Annotated in this window: 11 protein-coding genes and 1 pseudogene (1 of these 12 cut by a window edge); 4 read left to right on the forward strand and 8 right to left on the reverse strand. The window is 69.7% G+C overall.

Annotated elements, in window-relative coordinates; genetic code table 11:
• Positions 1-407 precede the first annotated feature (407 nt).
• The 8 genes from FrCorBMG51_RS06245 to FrCorBMG51_RS06275 form a co-directional block, all read right to left on the reverse strand.
• Positions 408-2,546, reverse strand: coding sequence for a glycosyltransferase family 2 protein (locus FrCorBMG51_RS06245; protein WP_235433359.1), 2,139 nt, complete (start codon positions 2,544-2,546; stop codon positions 408-410).
• 167 nt (positions 2,547-2,713) lie between these two features.
• A complete protein-coding gene (locus FrCorBMG51_RS06250) occupies positions 2,714-3,511 on the reverse strand; it encodes an SCO family protein (protein WP_476742117.1) in 798 nt (265 codons plus the stop codon).
• A gap of 126 nt (positions 3,512-3,637) precedes the next feature.
• The gene (locus FrCorBMG51_RS24780; RefSeq protein ID WP_052914392.1) at positions 3,638-4,066 is read right to left on the reverse strand and encodes a hypothetical protein; all 429 of its coding nucleotides are present in this window, start codon (positions 4,064-4,066) and stop codon (positions 3,638-3,640) included.
• A complete protein-coding gene (locus FrCorBMG51_RS06260) occupies positions 4,063-6,033 on the reverse strand; it encodes a galactose oxidase-like domain-containing protein (RefSeq protein ID WP_086055280.1) in 1,971 nt (656 codons plus the stop codon). Before FrCorBMG51_RS06260 ends, FrCorBMG51_RS24780 begins: the two co-directional genes overlap by 4 nt.
• The gene (locus tag FrCorBMG51_RS06265; RefSeq protein ID WP_047222125.1) at positions 6,030-7,328 is read right to left on the reverse strand and encodes a glycosyltransferase; all 1,299 of its coding nucleotides are present in this window, start codon (positions 7,326-7,328) and stop codon (positions 6,030-6,032) included. The genes FrCorBMG51_RS06260 and FrCorBMG51_RS06265 overlap by 4 nt, the downstream gene beginning before the upstream one ends.
• A gap of 1,223 nt (positions 7,329-8,551) precedes the next feature.
• The gene (eutB, locus tag FrCorBMG51_RS06270; protein ID WP_052914396.1) at positions 8,552-9,811 is read right to left on the reverse strand and encodes an ethanolamine ammonia-lyase subunit EutB; all 1,260 of its coding nucleotides are present in this window, start codon (positions 9,809-9,811) and stop codon (positions 8,552-8,554) included.
• A gap of 120 nt (positions 9,812-9,931) precedes the next feature.
• The gene (locus FrCorBMG51_RS34505; RefSeq protein ID WP_235433360.1) at positions 9,932-10,216 is read right to left on the reverse strand and encodes a hypothetical protein; all 285 of its coding nucleotides are present in this window, start codon (positions 10,214-10,216) and stop codon (positions 9,932-9,934) included.
• On the reverse strand, positions 10,213-11,688 hold the full coding sequence (locus tag FrCorBMG51_RS06275) for a pyridoxal phosphate-dependent decarboxylase family protein (RefSeq protein WP_476742118.1): 1,476 nt from the start codon (positions 11,686-11,688) through the stop codon (positions 10,213-10,215). The genes FrCorBMG51_RS34505 and FrCorBMG51_RS06275 overlap by 4 nt, the downstream gene beginning before the upstream one ends.
• A 217-nt stretch (positions 11,689-11,905) precedes the next feature.
• Between FrCorBMG51_RS06275 and FrCorBMG51_RS06280 the strand changes: the two genes are divergently transcribed.
• The 4 genes and pseudogenes from FrCorBMG51_RS06280 to FrCorBMG51_RS06295 all read left to right on the forward strand — a co-directional run.
• Entirely contained in the window at positions 11,906-12,286 is a 381-nt protein-coding gene (locus FrCorBMG51_RS06280) for a hypothetical protein (protein ID WP_047222126.1), read from the forward strand.
• Complete coding sequence (locus FrCorBMG51_RS06285; protein ID WP_052914397.1) at positions 12,283-13,320, forward strand: ferric iron reductase; 1,038 nt, start codon at positions 12,283-12,285, stop codon at positions 13,318-13,320. The genes FrCorBMG51_RS06280 and FrCorBMG51_RS06285 overlap by 4 nt, the downstream gene beginning before the upstream one ends.
• A 659-nt stretch (positions 13,321-13,979) precedes the next feature.
• Positions 13,980-16,501, forward strand: a pseudogene (locus FrCorBMG51_RS06290) (ATP-dependent Clp protease ATP-binding subunit).
• Positions 16,502-16,829: 328 nt separating this feature from the next.
• Positions 16,830-18,348, forward strand: the 5' portion of a protein-coding gene (locus FrCorBMG51_RS06295; protein WP_086055287.1) for a purple acid phosphatase family protein. It continues 101 nt past the right edge of the window; only the first 1,519 of its 1,620 coding nucleotides appear in the window; it begins with the start codon at positions 16,830-16,832; its stop codon lies off the right edge, out of view.

Below are 18,348 nucleotides of genomic sequence, written 5' to 3' on the forward strand. Positions count from 1 at the left end.
CTCGCGGGCGGCGGCCACCGCTGTCGGTGCCCGCTCGAACGCGTGTGTGAGCGTCGTGTAGACGGCGATGAGCAGCCAGCCGCCGAAAGGATGGTCGTACCAGTAGGTGTAGTGGGCGATTTGACCCCAGTACTCCATGGCGTATGCCTGCGCCGTGTAGGTGCCCTCGTCGTCGTTGACACGGCCGGGCCAGCCGTCCTGGTTGATGCCGTGTACGAGCCCGCAGACGACGATGAGCACGGCGAGGATGATGATGCTCTGCCAGTGCGCCAACAGCCAGGCTGTCATCCGGTCGCGGACGGTCGCGACCGAGTCGGTGAATCCGCCGAACCGGCGGCCACGCCGGTTGTCGGCCGGTGCGGTGCCAGTGCCTGCGCCGCGGTCGAGAAGCGGGAGCGTGCTGGTGGTCACAGAACCCCCTCGAACGGTTCGGGGAACTGGACCCCGGGCGGCGTGAAGACGCGGTCGCCGCGCCGCTGTCCCGTCAGTTGCTCAGGGACCTGGGCCTCCCGGAGCTGCCGGACCGGTTGCCGAACCTCCCCGATCGGCTTGCGAAGCTCTCCGATCGGCTTCGCCAGTCCGGTGGAAACCCCGGAAGTGGTGGCGACCCCGGATCCGGCAGGAATCCTGGAGCCGGCAAGCATCTCGGAACCGGTGAACGCTTCAGCGGCGGCAGGGAACACGGAGGCGACAGGTGTCCCGGGCGTGAAAACAGGATCGCGGTGGTTTCGCAGCGCCGGCCGGGCCTGGCTCGGTATCACCACGTGGTGGGCGCCGACATGCGTCGTCTTCTCCCATTCGAGTTTTCTCTGGAACAGCCGCACAACGGCCCGCAGTGCCGCCAGCGACAGCACGAGCTGGTAGACCGGCGCGCTGGCTATCAGCCGGGCGCTGTCCAGCGGAGTCACCCTGATCCGGTATGCGTCGGCGAACTCCCGGAAGGCGGCCTCCTCGGTGAGCGTCAGCATCAGCATCGCGAGGAGCGGCAGCCAGAATATGATCACAATACCCACCGGGGCGCTCAGGAAGAACGTGAGCAGTATGGAGGTCGGCAGGACCAGGCCGGCCATGGCCTGGAAGAACGGCATCAACAGCATCTCGGCGGCGAGCACCCGCTGCCGCCAGCCCGGCAGCCGGCGCCAGTCGCCCTTCCGGAAGACCTGGATGAAACCCATCATCCAACGGGTGCGCTGCACCACGAGTTTCTTCAGGCTTTCCGGCGTCTCCTCCTGGGTGGTCAGCTCGGGATGGTAGAAAACCGTGGTGGTGACGCCGGCCACCGAGGCGCGCACACCGAGGTCGCAGTCCTCCGTCAGGCAGGAGACGTCCCAACCACCGAGCCGGTCGAGAACCTCGCGCCGGACGAACACGGTGTTGCCGCCGAGCGGGATGAAACGCGCCTTCGCCTGGTAGCGCAGCCGAGACATGAACCAGATGTAGTACTCCAGGCAGTTACGCGCCCGCCACCACGACGTCCCGCTGTCGGCCCAGTCGACCAGCGCGCGCAGCATCCCGGCGGATTCCGGCCGCTGCCAGCGGGGGCCGCGAACGTTCATCAGCTGGACACCGCCCTGAAAGATCCCGGTTTCCGGGTGACGCACGGCCAGGGTGTTGACGTAGCCGAGCAGGCCGCGGGCGATCAGGGACTCCGCGTCGACGATTCCTATCAGCTCGCCGTGGCAGTGCTTTCGCGCGTCCTCGAGGGAGAGCGGTTTGCTCCGCTGCGCACCGCTGGGTGTGACGATCCGTACGTTGGGGTATCGGCCGGCGAACTCCTGTGCCACCTCGCGGGTCTCCCGGTCGAGCTCGTCGTCCGATACGACGACGACCAGTTCGAAAAGATGCGGCGGATAGTCACCGGCGAGCAGCTGGGTCAGCGTGCGCCCGAGAACGGGCTCCTGACGGGCGGGCACGATCAGCGAGAAGGTGTATCCGGGGGACGCCTGGTCCTCCAGGTCGACGTGGTCGACCCGGTCGGGCAGCTGCCAGCCGTACTGGGCCCGCACCAGCGTCAGACCGGCGATCAGCAGCATCGACAGCGACACCACCGTCCAGATACCGATCGCCACGTTGCCACGGCCGCGATACAGCGCCTGTGCCGTCTCGACGAACAACGGCCACGCGGGCAGCAGAAGAACACCGTGCAGCACACGGACGGACGCGGCTGTCAGGGTGGAGCCGAAGACGAACCAGGAACACACCAGCAGGTGAGCGGAAACCACCACCAGGGCGCAGACCGCGGCGGCCAACAGGTTACGTGGGCCGGCCTGCCCCGTTGGCGAGGAGTTCGCCGCCAGCTCCGTCAGCGCGGTGAACAGCAGCCAGCCGACCGATTCGGTCGAGACCCGAGCTATGGCGCTCCTGAGCCGGCCGCCATCGTGTCCACGCCAGGTGAAGCCACGGTCCAGGCCCCACAGCAGGCCCGTCGCGGCGACCACCGAAAATCCGTATCCGGCCCGTCCCCAGGCCCCGAAGAAACAGCCGACGAAAGCCATCAGCGCGACCCGTGCGGCAATACTCGTCCCACCGGCCGTGATGAAACGCAACTGCCCTGGCATCCTCGTCAGGAAAGCGTGAAGCGACGGTGGCGCGGCCAGCGCCTGATTGAGGTTCACTGATCCCTACCTGAGTGGTCGGTACGAACGGCCGGCATCGACCGGGTGGCAATGGCCCGGGACCGGGCATGAGGACCGGGCACGGCGGCCCGCTGTTCTCACGGGCGTTCTCCCGAAGCAGTCACCAACCTCGGCAGATCGGCCGCGTAGTCGGCAACCGTGGAACTGGCGAAATAAAGAACGTGTTGGACGTCGTCGACGCCGTAGGCGGCGACCTGGGCCGCGTGCGCCACGTCGTACTGGCCGCCGGGCGCCTGCTGCGTCTGCGCGAGCGGTATGCCCACGGCCTGTTGCGCGGCGTCGATCTGCGCCGGCGAGCCGGTGAGCCCGATGAACGAGGAGTCGAACTGGCCGAGCCAGCGCCGGAGCGCCTCGGCGCTGTCCCGCCCGGGATCCGTGGTCACGAAGACGACCGTGAGCGCCGACCCGGCATCGCTGCTGGCCAGCCGTTTGGCGGCGGCGATGTCGGCCATGGTCGTCGGGCAGACGTCCGGGCAGTTCGTGTAGCCGAAGAAGAGCAGGGTGGCTCGGCCGGCGGTCTGCCGCGCGAAGTCGAAACTGTGCCCGGCGGTGTCCGTCAGGGTGAACGACGGCCGGGAGCGGGAGACCTTCGGGACGGTGCCGTGCCAGCCGCCGGTGGCCGTGGCGACAGCCGCCGACGGCCGTACCGGCGGGNCGGGCCGTCGGCCGGGTGTGCGGGCTCGCTCGTGGCGCAGCCGGCGCTGCCGGCCAGACAGAGCAGGGCCATGACGGCGGTTCCGCCCAGGGCCCGCCTCACGGCGTCGGCCCGACCGGTGCATCGCAGGGGGGCATGTTCCTGGCCTTTCTGAACAGCTGACCGGATCGAAACGGCAGGGCTGTGCCACTGGCCACGGACCCGTGGCACCGTGGTCCATGTCCCGTTTCCGACCGTTACCTCGGGTGCGGACGGCGTGACGACGGGTTTTCCGTGCCCGGGATTCCCGGCGGACCGGCTCGGCTGGCCGCCAGGAATCCCGGGAATCCGGGAGAACCGGCGGGGTCTAGTCGGCGCAGACCGTCGTGCCACGCGGGGCGTTGCCGCCGGTGCCGGCCAGGTTCTTGCTGTCCGTTCCTGTCACCTTCAACGCCCCGAAGCCGGATTTCCGCAGGAATTCGCAGTCGACCGGAACACCACCGGGGGCGATCTTCGGGACGCAGACGTTCATGTTGTCGCTAGCCTTCACATAGTTGTGGTCGCAGCCGTCCACCCACAGCGTCGCGGGCGACGGTCGGCCGTTTCCGTGCGGCTGGATCCGGCCGCTGAGATCCCGGTTGCCAGCCCCGAGCGTGTTTTCGGCCGCGACCGGCCGGGTGCCCCCGCTGTCGCCGGCCGACGGGCCGAAGACACCGGTCGCCCGCAGGCCGACCAGCAGGCCGACCGTGACACACACCGCCGTCACCGCGCTGAGAAGGATTTTCCGTCGGGTCATCCGACATGCACCCACTTCGCCACGGATGGAACTCCGTTCGTATCCTGGGCGAACATCATGTAGTAACCGGCAGGAATGATGTTCGGATTACTCGGGACGGTCACGCTGATGTTCGTCCCGGTGCCGGTTGTCGGCAGGTCGACGCTGCGCTGGTTCGGGTCCGACTGATGGGTCACCGACGCCGGACGGATCAGCGTGACCCGGCCGATGTTCCCGCTCACGGTCAGGTTCTGCGTCGACCCGAGGTCGAACTGCTCGGCGGCGGCGGTGATGGCCGGCCGCGGCCTCGACATGTACCAGGGGGAGTAGACCGAGATACCCAGGTCGAATGCCCCGGTCGCCGGGTTGTTCCCGATCGACGCCACCCGGCCGTCCGGGAGGAGGAAGGACTCCGAGTGGTACATCCGCGCCAGCGGATCTGCCGGCATCGGCGTGAACGTGTTGGTGACCGGGTCGTACATCGACGCCTCGTGCACGGCGTACTCGGGATAGTTGTGCTTCGCCCCGCCGGTCTCGAACACCTTCCCGTCGGGAAGAATGACGGCGCTGACATACATCTTGGCCGCCGGCAGGTCCGGCCCTGCCGTCCACTGCGGATCCTGCTGGCGCAGGTCGATGATGTCCGTGTGGCTGGTCGGGTCGAGGTCGCTGTAGGTGTTCCCACCGCCGAAGTCGGCCACCTTCTGGGCCTGCGCCGGCGGCAGCAGCACCGTCGCGCCCTGATCCCGGAAGTCGATGTCCCGCAGACCCGGGACATCTGTGATCGTCCCGGTGGCGATGTCGTAGATCTCCGACCCCGAGGTGTTCGGCAGCGCGTTACCGAAGGTGTGCGTCCCGGCATAGAAGAGCCGGCCGTCCGCCATCAGCACCATGTTCGGGTAGAGACCCCAGTAGAAGTACGTCTGCGGCACCTCGTTGAAGGGCTTCCACTGGCTCTTCCGGGAGTCGAACATCTCGACGGCGACGTTTCCGGAGCCGTTCTCGTTGAGCCCGCCGGTGGCGAACACCGAACCGTCGCCGAGGTTCACCAGGGAGGGGTACCAGTGCCCACCGCCCGGCATGTCACCGATCTTTGTATAGGTGTTCGTCATCGGGTCGAAGATGTAGCTGATCGCCAGGCCCTTGTAGTTGCTGGTCGGCGTCGGGTATTCCAACGTCCCGCCGGCGAGCAGAATCCGCCCGTCGGGGAGCTGGGTGTGCCCGGCGCAGAACAGGTCCTCCTGGGTGGGCACGTCGGCGAACTCACCGGTCGACGGGTTCCACACTTTCGAGACGAACTGGTTGTTCGCCGCCGCGGCCCCGTCGTTGCCGGAGCCGGCGACGAGCAGCACGTTCCCGGTGTGCAGCACGGTGGCGTGCACCGAGCGCACCGGCGACTCGTAGGGCAGGACCTGCCAGGAGCCCTGGCAGTCGCCCGTGCAGCCACCCGGTGGCGGCGGAGGTACCGGCCCGGGATCCCCACCACCGGTGTAGCTGGCGCGCACCAGCCCGCCGCCGACACCCTGGTAGTACTCGACGGTCACCTTGTGCGTTCCGGCGGCAACGGGCCTGGTCGCCGCGAAAGTGCTCGCCCCCTGGTCCCGCCACTCGTCGATGACGAGGACGTCGTCGAGATAGACCCGGATGCCGTCGTCGGCCGTGGCCGTGAACGAATACTCCCCTGCCTGGAACAGGGCGTTCCTGGTCCAGCGGACGGAATATCCCGCCCCACCGATGCCGCCGATCCCCGGGCCGGTCTCCCCCCAGTCGAAACCGATGTTGCCGTCGCACCGTGAGTCGGCCGGCGCCCCCGTCAGTGTCGGGTTGGCGAAGTAGTCGCCGGCCCATTCCTCAGGTGCGCAGGTGATGGCCCTTGCTGACTCCGGGGTGACGACAACGACGGCAACCAGTTGGACGGCGGCGGTGGCGAGCAGCGCGGCGAGCGCACGACGCCGGCCGATCCGCCGCCGTTTTTCGGATCCGGTCACGCCTCGGCCTCCCCCATCGCCCCGCTCCCCGCTGCCCCGGCTCCCATCGCGCTGGCGACCGCGCCGCGGCCGTACCGGGAATGCCTGCGGGCCGGCCGCTGCCGCTCGCTGTAGATCATCCTGTCGACCAGCACGTAACGAACGGAAACAGCGACCGCCAGCGTCACGAACGTGGCCACCGGAACGCTTGTGTGCCACCGGTCGACGAACAGCCCGAGCAGCGGCAGCCGGATGACGAGGTCAAGGTTGTTCAGCACCGCGAAAGGCAGGTAGCGACGGGCCCTGGACTGGTTCCCGCGCTCCCAGACCAGCAGGTCGCAGCCGATGAAGTTCCAGAGGATGGCGAGCTGTGTGGCGAGCACGGCGGCTGCTATGTAATGCATTCCGACATGGTGCAGGAGAGCGGTCCCGGCAATGTTGGGCAGCGTTCCGGAGGCGCCCACCAAGGCGAATCTCGCCGCCCTCGGCACCCGCAGCGAGAACAGCCGCCGGGCGAACCGGACGCCCTCCGACACCGACGCGTTCGACTCGCCGGCGTGCCGTTCACCGAAGACGTAGCCGACCTCGACGACACGCAGCCGGCCGGTCCGCACCAGCAGCTCGAGCAGAATCTTGTAGCCGTCCGGGCGGAGCCGGTCCAGATCCAGAGCGGCGACCCGAACGAGGAAGAAGCCGCTCATCACGTCCGAGACGCCACGCAGCCGCAGCGGGAAGACGAGCCGGGACAGCAGGTTCGCGCTGGAGGACACCAGCCGGCGCGCTCCGTTGGCAAGTCCCGAGGCACTTCCCCCGGTGACGTACCGGCTGCCGACGACGACGTCGACGTCGCCGCTGACGGCCGCGGCAAGCAGTTCGGGAACGACCTCGGGCGGATGCTGGAGGTCGCCGTCGAGGACGACGGCATAGTCGGCACGGCACAGCCGGATGCCTTCGGTGACGGCTCCCCCGAGGCCACCCGTCCGGTAAGGCGCGGGCCGGTGATGGACCCGGATCCGCATCCGGACGGAACGGCGGAGCCCCATGGCGATCTCAGGCGTGTCGTCGTCCGAGTCGTCCACGAAGATGACCTCGCTGGGCAGGCCGGCCAGCGCGGCGTCGAGGCGGCGCAGCAGCGGCTCGATGTTCGCTGCCTCGTTCCGGGTCGGCACCACGACCGAGACGACCATCTGCTCGTCCGGCCGGTAACCGGGAAAGGATGTGGTGGACGTGGTCGAAAGCACCGCCGAGGAAGCTCGCGGCCGTGGCACCAGGTCTGCCAGGTAGGCATCGAAGACACGCTCGTCAGGCACACTCATCCGCTGATCTCCCCTGGTTCGCGGTGGCCGGCCACCGCGGCCGGCCACCGCGTACACGAGTTGCCGTGACCGGTGTTCCCGGTACGGCGTATGAAATGTTGGCGCGGCTCTTTCCGACAGATTCCTGACAGATTCATGACAAATTCCTGACAGCTGCTGTCCGGTCGGCCGCGGAGTGCGCGGTCCTATTTTTCCGCCCGCTCGGTGGCCGCCGGCAGTCCGGGCGGCCGAAGAACGTGCGATCGTGCTCTTTTTCGTGCTCGGGGTCCCGCCCGGATCTCCGGAAGGCCGATCCGGCTGGTCCGGGCGGCTCGGCGGCTCCGGGCGGTCCAGGCGGCTCGGCAGATCCGGGACACCCGGAACGGCGGAGAACCGAGAATGACGCGATTATTGTTTTTCTCCCGGACCCGAGCTTTCCGCCGGCCGGAAGAATCCGCCGTGCGCACCGGTACGGAAGAAAACTGGTCACGCGGGCCCGGCCCACGTGGAAAGCATGCCGACTACCGCGGCTCGGAACACGGTGGGCCAGGCCCGCGGAACTTCAGCCCGTCGGTTCGGTCACGGCACGACGACGGCGAAACGAACTAGGAATACAACCCCCGGGATCCACTCCGGTGACGCAAATCGTGATCGGTGTGCAGCGAACGTACCAGGAGACGATCGAGACCTGGGGCGGCCGCCGATGTGACACGTGCGTATCGGATGGCTCCCAGCAGCGGCGAACGCGCTGTAAAAATCACCGGAACTACTCTCGGTTATTAGTCGACGTGCGGAAACTACCGACAGTAATCGGCCTTGTTTCTCATAATCACGCACCGATTACAAGCTATGAACCGTGCCACAACAGGCGCCATCAGACCCTTCGTAGACGTTCGCCGTGCCTGTTCCGGACGTCCACCGGGCTCGGCCGCCCTGGAACACCCGCGGGAAGACGACACCACGCACAACGCCATACACAACGGTATGCGCAACGGTATGACGGATTTACGACAGCCTTGCCCAGTCCAGACCGTCCTCGAGGAACGCCGCCATCGGCTTGACCGGATCGACGAGCCAGCGCTCCGGCGGCGCGCCGAGCCGGCCGGCGCNGCGCCGCGGCGAACCGGCCGGCTCGGGCAGGCCATGCCCGCTGGCCAGGCCACGGTCGGCCAGCCAGGCGGCGAACTCCGGGGCCGGGCGCAGCCCGAAGAGGTCCCGCACCCCGATCGCGTCGTCGATGCCCGTCACCCCCCGGCCGGCCACCTGGCCGGGCCCGGTCGCCTGCCTGGGCACGGGATGGCCGGGGGGTACGCCCGCCGCGNCGCCGCGTGGTTGCAGCCGGCGGCGGCCAGCAGCATCAGCAGATCGTCACCGGTGTTCCGGCCGTCGTCGGCCCGCCCGGCACAGAAGACGTCGCAGCCCATCGGCAGGCCCAGCAGTTTGCCGACAAAGTGATCCTCCAGCCCGGCCCGGATGACCTGTCGAGAGTCGGACAGATGGTCCATCCCGCCGAATCCGACCACGGAATTCACCAGAAAAGGATCGAAGGCGCGGGCGACCCCGTATGCCCGGGCGGAAATCGTGAGCTGGTCCAGGCCGTGATGTGCCTCCACCGGGAACGCGCTGCCCTGCCCGACCGCGAAATACGTCACCTGGTCGCCGACGAAGTCACCGGCCCGGTCACGGTGATGCTCGAGAACGGCCCGCCGGCCGGCGTCCAGCAGGCCCAGGTCCACCCCGAAGGCCCGGTTCGCGCTTTCCGTCCCCCCGAGCCGACTGAACAGCAGGTCGAGGGGCGCACCCGCATCCATGGCGGCGAGCTGGGTGACGAGCCGCCCGAGAACGCAGGTCTGGGTCGGTACCTCGAGCTGCCTGACGAGCGAGCCGAGCCCACGCAGGGCCCGCTCCACCTGCGCGGCCGACTCCATGGACGTGTCCACCTCGAGCACGGCGTCGCCGCGGCCGGACATCAGGCCGTCCAACGCCGGCAGCAGGATGCCCTCAAGGTCGTCCAACGGATGGTTCAGGCGGACATGCACGCCGAACACACCGGTCTCACCCATGGTGCTTCGGCAACGGGTGACCGTCCGCAGCGGTTTCGCGGCAATGACCAGTTCCCTGTCACTCATGATTCTGGCGACCGCCGCGGCCACTTCCGGCGTTATTCCGCCGGCCAGCCCGGAATGCCACCGCACGGGAAAGTCCGGCCGCAGTACCAGATCGCGGAACTCACCGACGGTCAGGGACGACAGGGGGCCGAAGCACTCCGCGTCATGGACTCCGGCGATCAGGTCGGTGACGGCGTCGTCGATCAGCGGTGTCGCGACGATCTCCGACAACCGGACGTCGGCGAGCGCCTGCTTGGCCGCCAGCCGTTCGGCCGCCGAGTACGCCGCGAGGCCCGCCATCCGGTCGCCGGATTTCTCCTCACCCGCCCTGGCGAGCAGTTCCACCAGATCCGCGAACACGTACCGCTCACCATGCACGACCGAATGGAAACCCACGGTCCACCCTCTCTATGCCGGCCCCGGGTTGCGGCCACCACTCCCGGCTTCGGGAGCATCGCACGACCGCTGATGGTCGACGACGACTGCCGTACGCCGAAGCGCTGACGGCGCGTGACATCAGCCCCGATCTTCAGCGTCACCGGCCTCGATCACAGCACTCAGCAGAGCATCGACGTCACTCGTCGTGGCAGCCGGGTTCAGCAGAGTCAGCTTGAGGTGGACCGAACGGTCCGCTCCGAACTCGGTGCGTCCCACGACGGCCCGGCCGGAGTCCAGCAGCCGTCGCCGCAACCGGGCGTTGATCCCGTCGGCGTCGACGCTACCGGCGGCGGGGCCGGCGGCAGCGCCACCGGCGGTGGCAGCTACTGGCAGATAGCGGAAGACGACCGTGCTCAGGGTCACCGGCGCGGCCAACTCCAGACGCGGATGGGCGCTGATCCGCGCGGCGGCGTAGCGGGCCAGGTCGTGGCAGGCGTCCACCAGCCGGCCNAGGCGTCCACCAGCCGGCCGAGCCCGTGGCGTCCCAGCGCCCGGAGCGTCACAGCGATCTTGAAGGCGTCGGCGCGCCGACTGGTGCGCAGCGAGCGCCCGAGCAGGCTCGGATAGCCTGCCAGCGTGTCGTCGGCCGCGTTGAGGTAGGCGACCTCGTCCTCCAGCGCCACCCAGCCACCCGCGTCCCGGGTGAGCAGGACCCCGGCCGCTATCGGCTGCCAGCCCAGCTTGTGCAGGTCGAGGGCGACCGAGTCCGCCTCGGCGATCCCGTCGAGCAGGGGGGCGAGCCGGTCCGACAGCAGCGCCCCACCGCCGTAGGCTGCGTCCACGTGCACCCAGGCGCCGTGCGCGCGGGCCACTTCGGCCACCGCCCGCAGCGGGTCGATCGCGCCCATGTCGGTCGTGCCGGCGGTCGCGACGACCACCGGGGCCAACCGGCGCCCGGCACGGTCGGCGTCGCGCCGGGCGCGCGAGACCGCGGCGTCCAGAGCGGACGGGTCGAGCCGGTGCGCGCCGTCGGTCGCGACCGGCACCACCGCGTCCGGATCCAGACCGAGCACCGCCGCGGCCCGTCCGATCGAGAAGTGCGCGGCGGACGAGCAGAACACCCGCACGGCCGGACGGCCCGGCACGCCGGTGGCCGCCGCGGACGCGCCCGATGGAGCCGTACCCGATGGAGCTGTACCCGACGGAAGCGGGCCCGACGGAGCCGTGCCCGGCGCGCGAAGGGTGTCGCGGGCCAGCATCAGTGCGGTGAGGTTGGACGCCGTGCCACCGGTGGTGATCGCGCCGGTGGCAACGGCGGGATCGAACCCGACCAGCCCGGCGAGCGCGGCGACGACCTCGGTCTCCAACGCGGTGGCCGCGGGCGCCTGGTCCCACGAGTCCAGGGACGGGTTCAGCGCCGAGACCACGAGGTCGGCGGCGACGGCGACGGCGAGCGGCGGGCAGTGCAGGTGGGCCGCGCAGGCCGGATCGGCCGGATCGGCCGCCCCCCGCGCGAACATGCGGGTGAGCCCGGACAGAGCGGTGGGCGCTCCGACCCCCTCGGCGGGAAGCGTCCAGGGGGTCGGGGCGGGACGCTCCTGGGCCCCGGAGGCGGGCGAGGCATGATCGTGGCCGGCCCGACCCGTCAGCGCGTCGTGGGCCCAGCCGGCCACATCCGCCGGGCCGCCGGCCGGCAGGGGGCCGCCGCGGNCGGGCCGCCGCCCCGGCTGCGAGCCCGTCCAGCGCGACGGCCAGCAGCGACCGCAGCCGGTCGATCCCACCAGCCCCACCTGCCAACCCGTCATCTGCCAACCCGACATCCGCCAACCCGACATCCGCCCGGTTGGCGCCGGCCGGCGCCGCATCAGCCGGCGCGGCGGCGGCCTGGCCGGCATCGGCTGGCAGGGCGTCGGCCCGCGCGGCGGATGGACGACCGCCCCCGGGCGGGACGGTCACCGTGCCGCCCGGACAGCTCCGGCAGGGTGACCGGCCCGGGGGCGCCGCACGTGCCCGGGAGTCCCGTGGCTGTGACACAACTGCGCCGGAGCGACACATCCCACTGTCACCGCCGGCGAGTTGACGCTACGCATGAACTTAGGCTTACCTAAGAACATGCGCCATTCCAACGACGGACCGGCGAAACCCACCGCGATCCCCGTCCCCGACGCGATCCCCAACCACACCCGTGGCCACGCCCGCACCGGCGGCACCGCGCGCCACCGCGGCACCAGCGGACGCCCCGCGAACGGCCGTGCCGCCGGCAGCCGTGTCCTCGGTGGCGTCCCCGGCGACCATCGGCGGGCCTGTGCGGCGCCGGTCAGCCGGCCCGGTCGGGAACCCGCGGCATTCACCCTCCACCCGTCCACCGTCCACCCGTCGTCGGAACCGGTTCCACCCGTCCAAAATATGATCATTATAAAGTCCGGCATCCCGGACCTGTCGTACCGACACGGCGTCGTGGCCGTGCCGGCGCTCACCGGACGCTCCCGGTGAGGACCTGCCACCGGCACGCTCCGCTGGCCGAGAAGTACCCGTGGCCACTGGCCGAGGAGCACCTGTGGCGGATACCGGGCTGCCAGCCGTCGCGAACCGTACCGACGCAGGCACGCCCGCCGCTGGCGGAAACGCTGGAAGCCGCCGCCAGGGTGCTCGACGGGCAGTCGGGGCGCATCGGTCGTCCGGGACGTGACGCCGCCGGGTGGCTGTACTGCGCCGACCTGCTGGCCGACGGCGCGCTCGACCGGGAGCTGCGGACGATGTCCGACACCTACGGGTACAGCCGGGATGTCGCGGCCACCCATTTCCTCAGCGCCTACGCCGGTGGCGTGGCCGGGTTCGCCATTGCCGCGTACATGCTGCACAGCCGGGTACCGGACGTGTGCGCGGCTGGCATGTCCCTGCACGCCGCGCCCGGCGGGTGGTTCGACGTCACGGCTTTTCATTCCGACCGTGTGACCGTGCTCGCGGACGACCCGGCCCTGTCCGCGGCGACCCCACCGGCGGTGGACGATCGCCGGCACACCCCGCTGGCCGGCCGGCGGGCCGCCGCGGCGACCGACCTGGCAACCGGCCCGACGGCCGACCGGGCAATCGACATGGTCGCCGACCGGGACGTCCTGCGGCAACGGCTGGCGGCCGCTCTGGTCGGGCACTTCGAGCCGCTGGTCACGGCCCTGCGGGCGCGGGCGCGCCTGGGCCCGTCCGCGTTGTGGGGCATGGTGGCCGGGCAGTGCGGCCGAACGTTCCTGCTGACCGAGCGGACGACCCGGGATCCGGACATCGGGCGGGCGGAGGCCGACGCCTTCTTCGCTCTCGCCAGCCCGCCGATGCGGGCCCGTCCGGCGTGGTTCGAGTTCGTCCACCGCGGCCGCCGGCAGACGGCGATGCGTCGGGGTTCGTGCTGCCTCGCCCACCGGATGAGCTCGCAGTACTGCACCACGTGCCCGTTCACACCCGATTCGGAACGCGAGGTGCGCCTGCGCGAGTGGATAGACACGCAGGGCGATGACGGGTTGGCGGTCGGATAAACACCGGCAGATCCGCACCCTCGATACCATGAGTAATTACATGGTTACACGTAGGTCCGTCCACCCGGGACGACAACATGATCATTCGGCTTTGGTCGGCCCGGTGCGACCGGCGCGCCCCTGTCATTCCGTCGGGAGACAGCGACCGTACGGCATCACCAAATGATATAGCTTACCGATTGCACGATTACCCTGAGTAATATTCCATTCCCTGCGCGGCAGTTGGACGCCGGAGCGCTATAGCGATTGCTTTTCGCGACCATCCGAGCGGGCAGCCAGGACCGTGGGGCGGGCCACCTCCCGGTGGCCGCCAGCCACCGCCCGCTGACGTTGGCTGGGTTGGCTGGGTTGGCTGGAGTTGGCCAACGTTGGCCGGGGGGCTGCCCGCTCACCCCTGCCGGGTGGACACCTCCCCCGGTGACCACGAGATTTCGTTCTGCTCTCGGCGGAACAGCGGGACGGAATCCCCTCCGGTCCGCCACCGTTGTTTCAGGCGTCTTCGCTGGTGGACCGGTCACCCAGGTCGGTCCGCCGTCCACGACGAAGAGGGCGGGGCCGGCGGGTAGGTTTCCGTTCGATGCGTGGGGTCATGCCTCGGCGGAGCTAGCATGCGGATACCGGCTGCCGTGTGGTCGGTCGCACCGCTCGAAGGAGCGCACATGTTCGAGAGATTCACCGACCGGGCACGTCGGGTCGTCGTCCTGGCACAGGAAGAAGCCAGGATGCTCAACCACAACTACATCGGGACCGAACACATCCTGCTCGGGCTGATCCACGAGGGCGAGGGTGTCGCCGCCAAGGCGCTGGAGTCCCTGGGCATCTCCCTCGAGGGTGTTCGGTCACAGGTCGAGGAGATCATCGGGCAGGGGCAACAGGCCCCGAGCGGGCACATCCCGTTCACTCCGCGCGCCAAGAAGGTGCTGGAGCTGTCCCTGCGGGAGGCCCTGCAGCTCGGCCACAACTACATCGGGACCGAGCACATCCTGCTCGGGCTGATCCGGGAGGGCGAGGGCGTCGCCGCCCAGGTCCTGGTCAAGCTCGGCGCCGACCTCAACCGGGTCCGCCAGCAGGTCATCCAGCTGCTGTCCGGCTACCAGGGCAAGGGCGACCCGGCGACGGCGGGCGCGCCGTCGGAGGGCACTCCGTCCACCTCGCTCGTGCTCGACCAGTTCGGCCGCAACCTCACCGCGGCCGCGCGCGAGTCCAAGCTCGACCCGGTGATCGGGCGCGAGAAGGAGATCGAGCGCGTCATGCAGGTGCTGTCGCGCCGGACCAAGAACAACCCGGTCCTGATCGGGGAGCCCGGCGTCGGCAAGACCGCCGTGGTCGAGGGGCTGGCCCAGGCGATCGTCAAGGGCGAGGTGCCCGAGACCCTCAAGGACAAGCAGCTGTACACGCTCGACCTCGGCGCGCTGGTCGCCGGGTCCCGCTACCGCGGTGACTTCGAGGAGCGGCTGAAGAAGGTCCTCAAGGAGATCCGTACCCGCGGCGACATCATCCTGTTCATCGACGAGCTGCACACGCTCGTCGGCGCGGGTGCCGCCGAGGGCGCGATCGACGCCGCGTCCATCCTCAAGCCGATGCTGGCCCGCGGCGAGCTGCAGACGATCGGTGCCACCACCCTGGACGAGTACCGCAAGCACCTGGAGAAGGACGCCGCGCTCGAGCGGCGGTTCCAGCCGNNCGGCGGTTCCAGCCGATCCAGGTCGCGGAGCCGTCGGTGGCGCACACCATCGAGATCCTCAAGGGCCTGCGGGACCGCTACGAGGCGCACCACCGCGTGTCGATCACCGACGGTGCCCTGGTCGCGGCCGCGTCCCTGGCCGACCGCTACATCTCCGACCGCTTCCTGCCGGACAAGGCGATCGACCTCATCGACGAGGCCGGTTCGCGGATGCGCATCCGCCGGATGACCGCTCCGCCGGACCTGCGCGAGTTCGACGAGCGCATCGCCAACGTCCGCCGGGACAAGGAGTCCGCGATCGACGCGCAGGACTTCGAGAAGGCCGCCTCCCTGCGTGACCGGGAGAAGACCCTGCTGGCGGAGAAGGCCAAGCGGGAGAAGGAGTGGAAGGCCGGCGACATGGACGTCGTCGCCGAGGTCGGCGACGAGGAGATCGCCGAGGTCCTGGCGATCTGGACCGGCATCCCGGTGTTCAAGCTCACCGAGGAGGAGACCGCCCGGCTGCTGCGCATGGAGGACGAGCTGCACCGCCGCGTCATCGGCCAGGAGCAGGCGATCAGGGCTGTCTCCCAGGCGATCCGGCGTACCCGGGCGGGTCTGAAGGACCCGAAGCGTCCCGGCGGTTCGTTCATCTTCGCCGGCCCGTCCGGTGTCGGTAAGACCGAGCTGTCCAAGACGCTGGCGGAGTTCCTCTTCGGTGACGAGGACGCGCTGATCCAGCTCGACATGTCCGAGTACATGGAGAAGCACACCGTCTCCCGGCTGGTGGGCTCCCCGCCCGGCTACGTCGGCTACGAGGAGGGCGGCCAGCTCACCGAACGGGTCCGGCGCAAGCCGTTCTCGGTCGTGCTGTTCGACGAGGTCGAGAAGGCGCACCCGGACGTGTTCAACACCCTCCTGCAGATCCTGGAGGACGGCCGGCTGACCGACTCCCAGGGCCGGCTGGTCGACTTCAAGAACACCGTTCTGATCATGACCTCGAACCTGGGCACCCGCGACATCTCCAAGGGCCCGGGCATCGGGTTCGCGACCGGTCAGGGCGCCATCGACTACGAGCGGATGAAGGCGAAGGTCCAGGACGAGCTCAAGCAGCACTTCCGGCCCGAGTTCCTCAACCGGATCGACGACATCATCGTCTTCCACCAGCTGTCCGAGGCCGAGATCATCCAGATCGTCGACCTCATGCTGGCCCGGGTGGACGTCCAGTTGAAGAACAAGGACATGGCGCTCGAGCTCACCCCGGCGGCGAAGGCGCTGCTGGCCAAGAAGGGCTACGACCCGGTGCTCGGCGCTCGGCCGCTGCGCCGGACGATCCAGCGGGAGATCGAGGACGTCCTGTCCGAGAAGATCCTGTACGGGACGCTCAAGCCCGGTGAGATCGTGGTCGGCGACGTCGAGGGCGAGGGCGAGGCGGCGAAGTTCGTCTTCCGCGGCGAACCGAAGCCCACCCAGGTCCCCGACGCCCCTCCGATCGACCTGGCCAAGTCCAGCGAGTAGAGGCGAGCGGTAGGGCGACAGGTCCGCCACGAAGGGGCGGTTCCGCTGCGGCGGGGCCGCCCCTTCGCCATGGCGAAGCGGTTGCCCTCCAGCACCGTGGCGGAGCACCCGCGAAGCCGCTCCTCCGCAGTCCGGGACCGTCCCGAATCATCCAACGCATTCTGGAGTCCATGTAAACGGTCCAAAATAGTCCCAAAGTGGTCCCAAGCGGTCCACGACGGTCCGGCCAGGTGGTCACGGCCGGCAGTGAGGAGATCCGTTGGCCCTGCGTGCGGGTACGCCCGTCGAACACCTCCATCTGACGTTCGGGCCGGACCCGACCGTGTCGATGGCCGTGTCATGGACGACGCCGCGGATGGTGCGCCGCCCCCGGGTGCGGTTCGGCAGCACGCCCGGCAGGCTCGACCGCGAGGTGCACGCCGTCACCCGCGTCTACACCGACGCCGTCACCGGCGAGGATGTGATCAACCATCATGCTCTGCTCACCGGGCTGGAGCCGGACTCCCGTTACCTCTACGAGGTGATCCACGACCGGATCAGCCGCACCGGCGGCGGCACCCTGCGGACCGCGCCACGCGGCCGGGTGCCGTTCACCTTCACCTGTTTCGGCGATCACGGCACCTCGGAGTCCTACGACCCGTTCGGCACGCCGGCGTCCAGGAACGCCGTGACCGGCGTCGACCGGGTCGGCTCGCTGTTCACCCTGATCGTCGGTGACCTGTCGTACGCGAACCAGCGGCGCAACCCACCGCGGGCGTGGTCCGACTGGTTCAACATGATCGGTCCCTCCGCGCAGCACCACCCGTGGATGCCCGCCGCCGGCAACCACGAGATCGAACGCGGGAACGGGCCGCTGGGCCTGGCCGCCTACCAGAGCCGCTTCCTGCTGCCCGGCAACACCGTGGAGCCTGACGGAACGGGCACGAACGACCCGCTGACGGCGCCGCTGACGGACCTGCTGGGCCTGTGGTACGCCTTCACCGTCGCGAACGTACGCTTCGTCGTCCTGCAGAACGACGACATCTGCTATCAGGACGCCGGCACGGTGTACATCCGCGGTTACAGCGGCGGGCGGCAACGGGCCTGGCTCGAACGCACGCTACGCCAGGCACGCGCCGACCCGGACATCGACTGGATCATCGTCTGCATGCACCAGACGGCGGTGTCCAGCGCGGCGCAGCACAACGGCGCCGATCTCGGTATCCGGGAGCAGTGGCTGCCGCTGTTCGACGCGTTCGGTGTCGATCTCGTCCTGTGCGGGCACGAGCACCACTACGAGCGGACGCATCCGCTGCGCGGGGTGGTCGAAGGATCAGCGATGCTCACCCCGCAGCCCGTCTCGGCCACGGGTGGCCCCGACAGCCACCTCGACGGGGATGGCGCGGCGGACGGGCTACGGCAGCGGGCGGGCGGCAGTGGCAGCAGCGCTGGCAGCGGTGGCGAGGAACGAGGCGGCGGGGCTGTCAGCGGCATCGGCACCGAGGTCGTGGACACCTCGCACGGGACGGTTCACATGGTCCTGGGCACGGGGGGTTCATCGTCGCCGTCGGCCGGCAAACTGCTCGATCCGCCCGCCGGCCGGGTGATCGTCGGCGTGGAGCCGCGGGAGTCCGATCCCACCCGGTTCCGCTCGGTCCACGCCCTTGAGCCGGCGCCGTGGCTGGCCCTGCGAGCGCCGGAGCACCCGTACGCGTTCGCGGGCTTCGAGGTCGATCCGGGTGTGGAGGCGGGTCTGACCCGCATCCGGGTGACCGTGTACGACCACACGACCTCCACCCCCCTGCCCTTCGACACGTTCACGCTGGTCAGGCCCTGCTCGGCCGGCACCGGCCGAGCCACTGGCGGGG

It is taken from the genome of Protofrankia coriariae (genome assembly GCF_001017755.1).
Lineage (GTDB): Bacteria > Actinomycetota > Actinomycetes > Frankiales > Frankiaceae > Protofrankia > Protofrankia coriariae.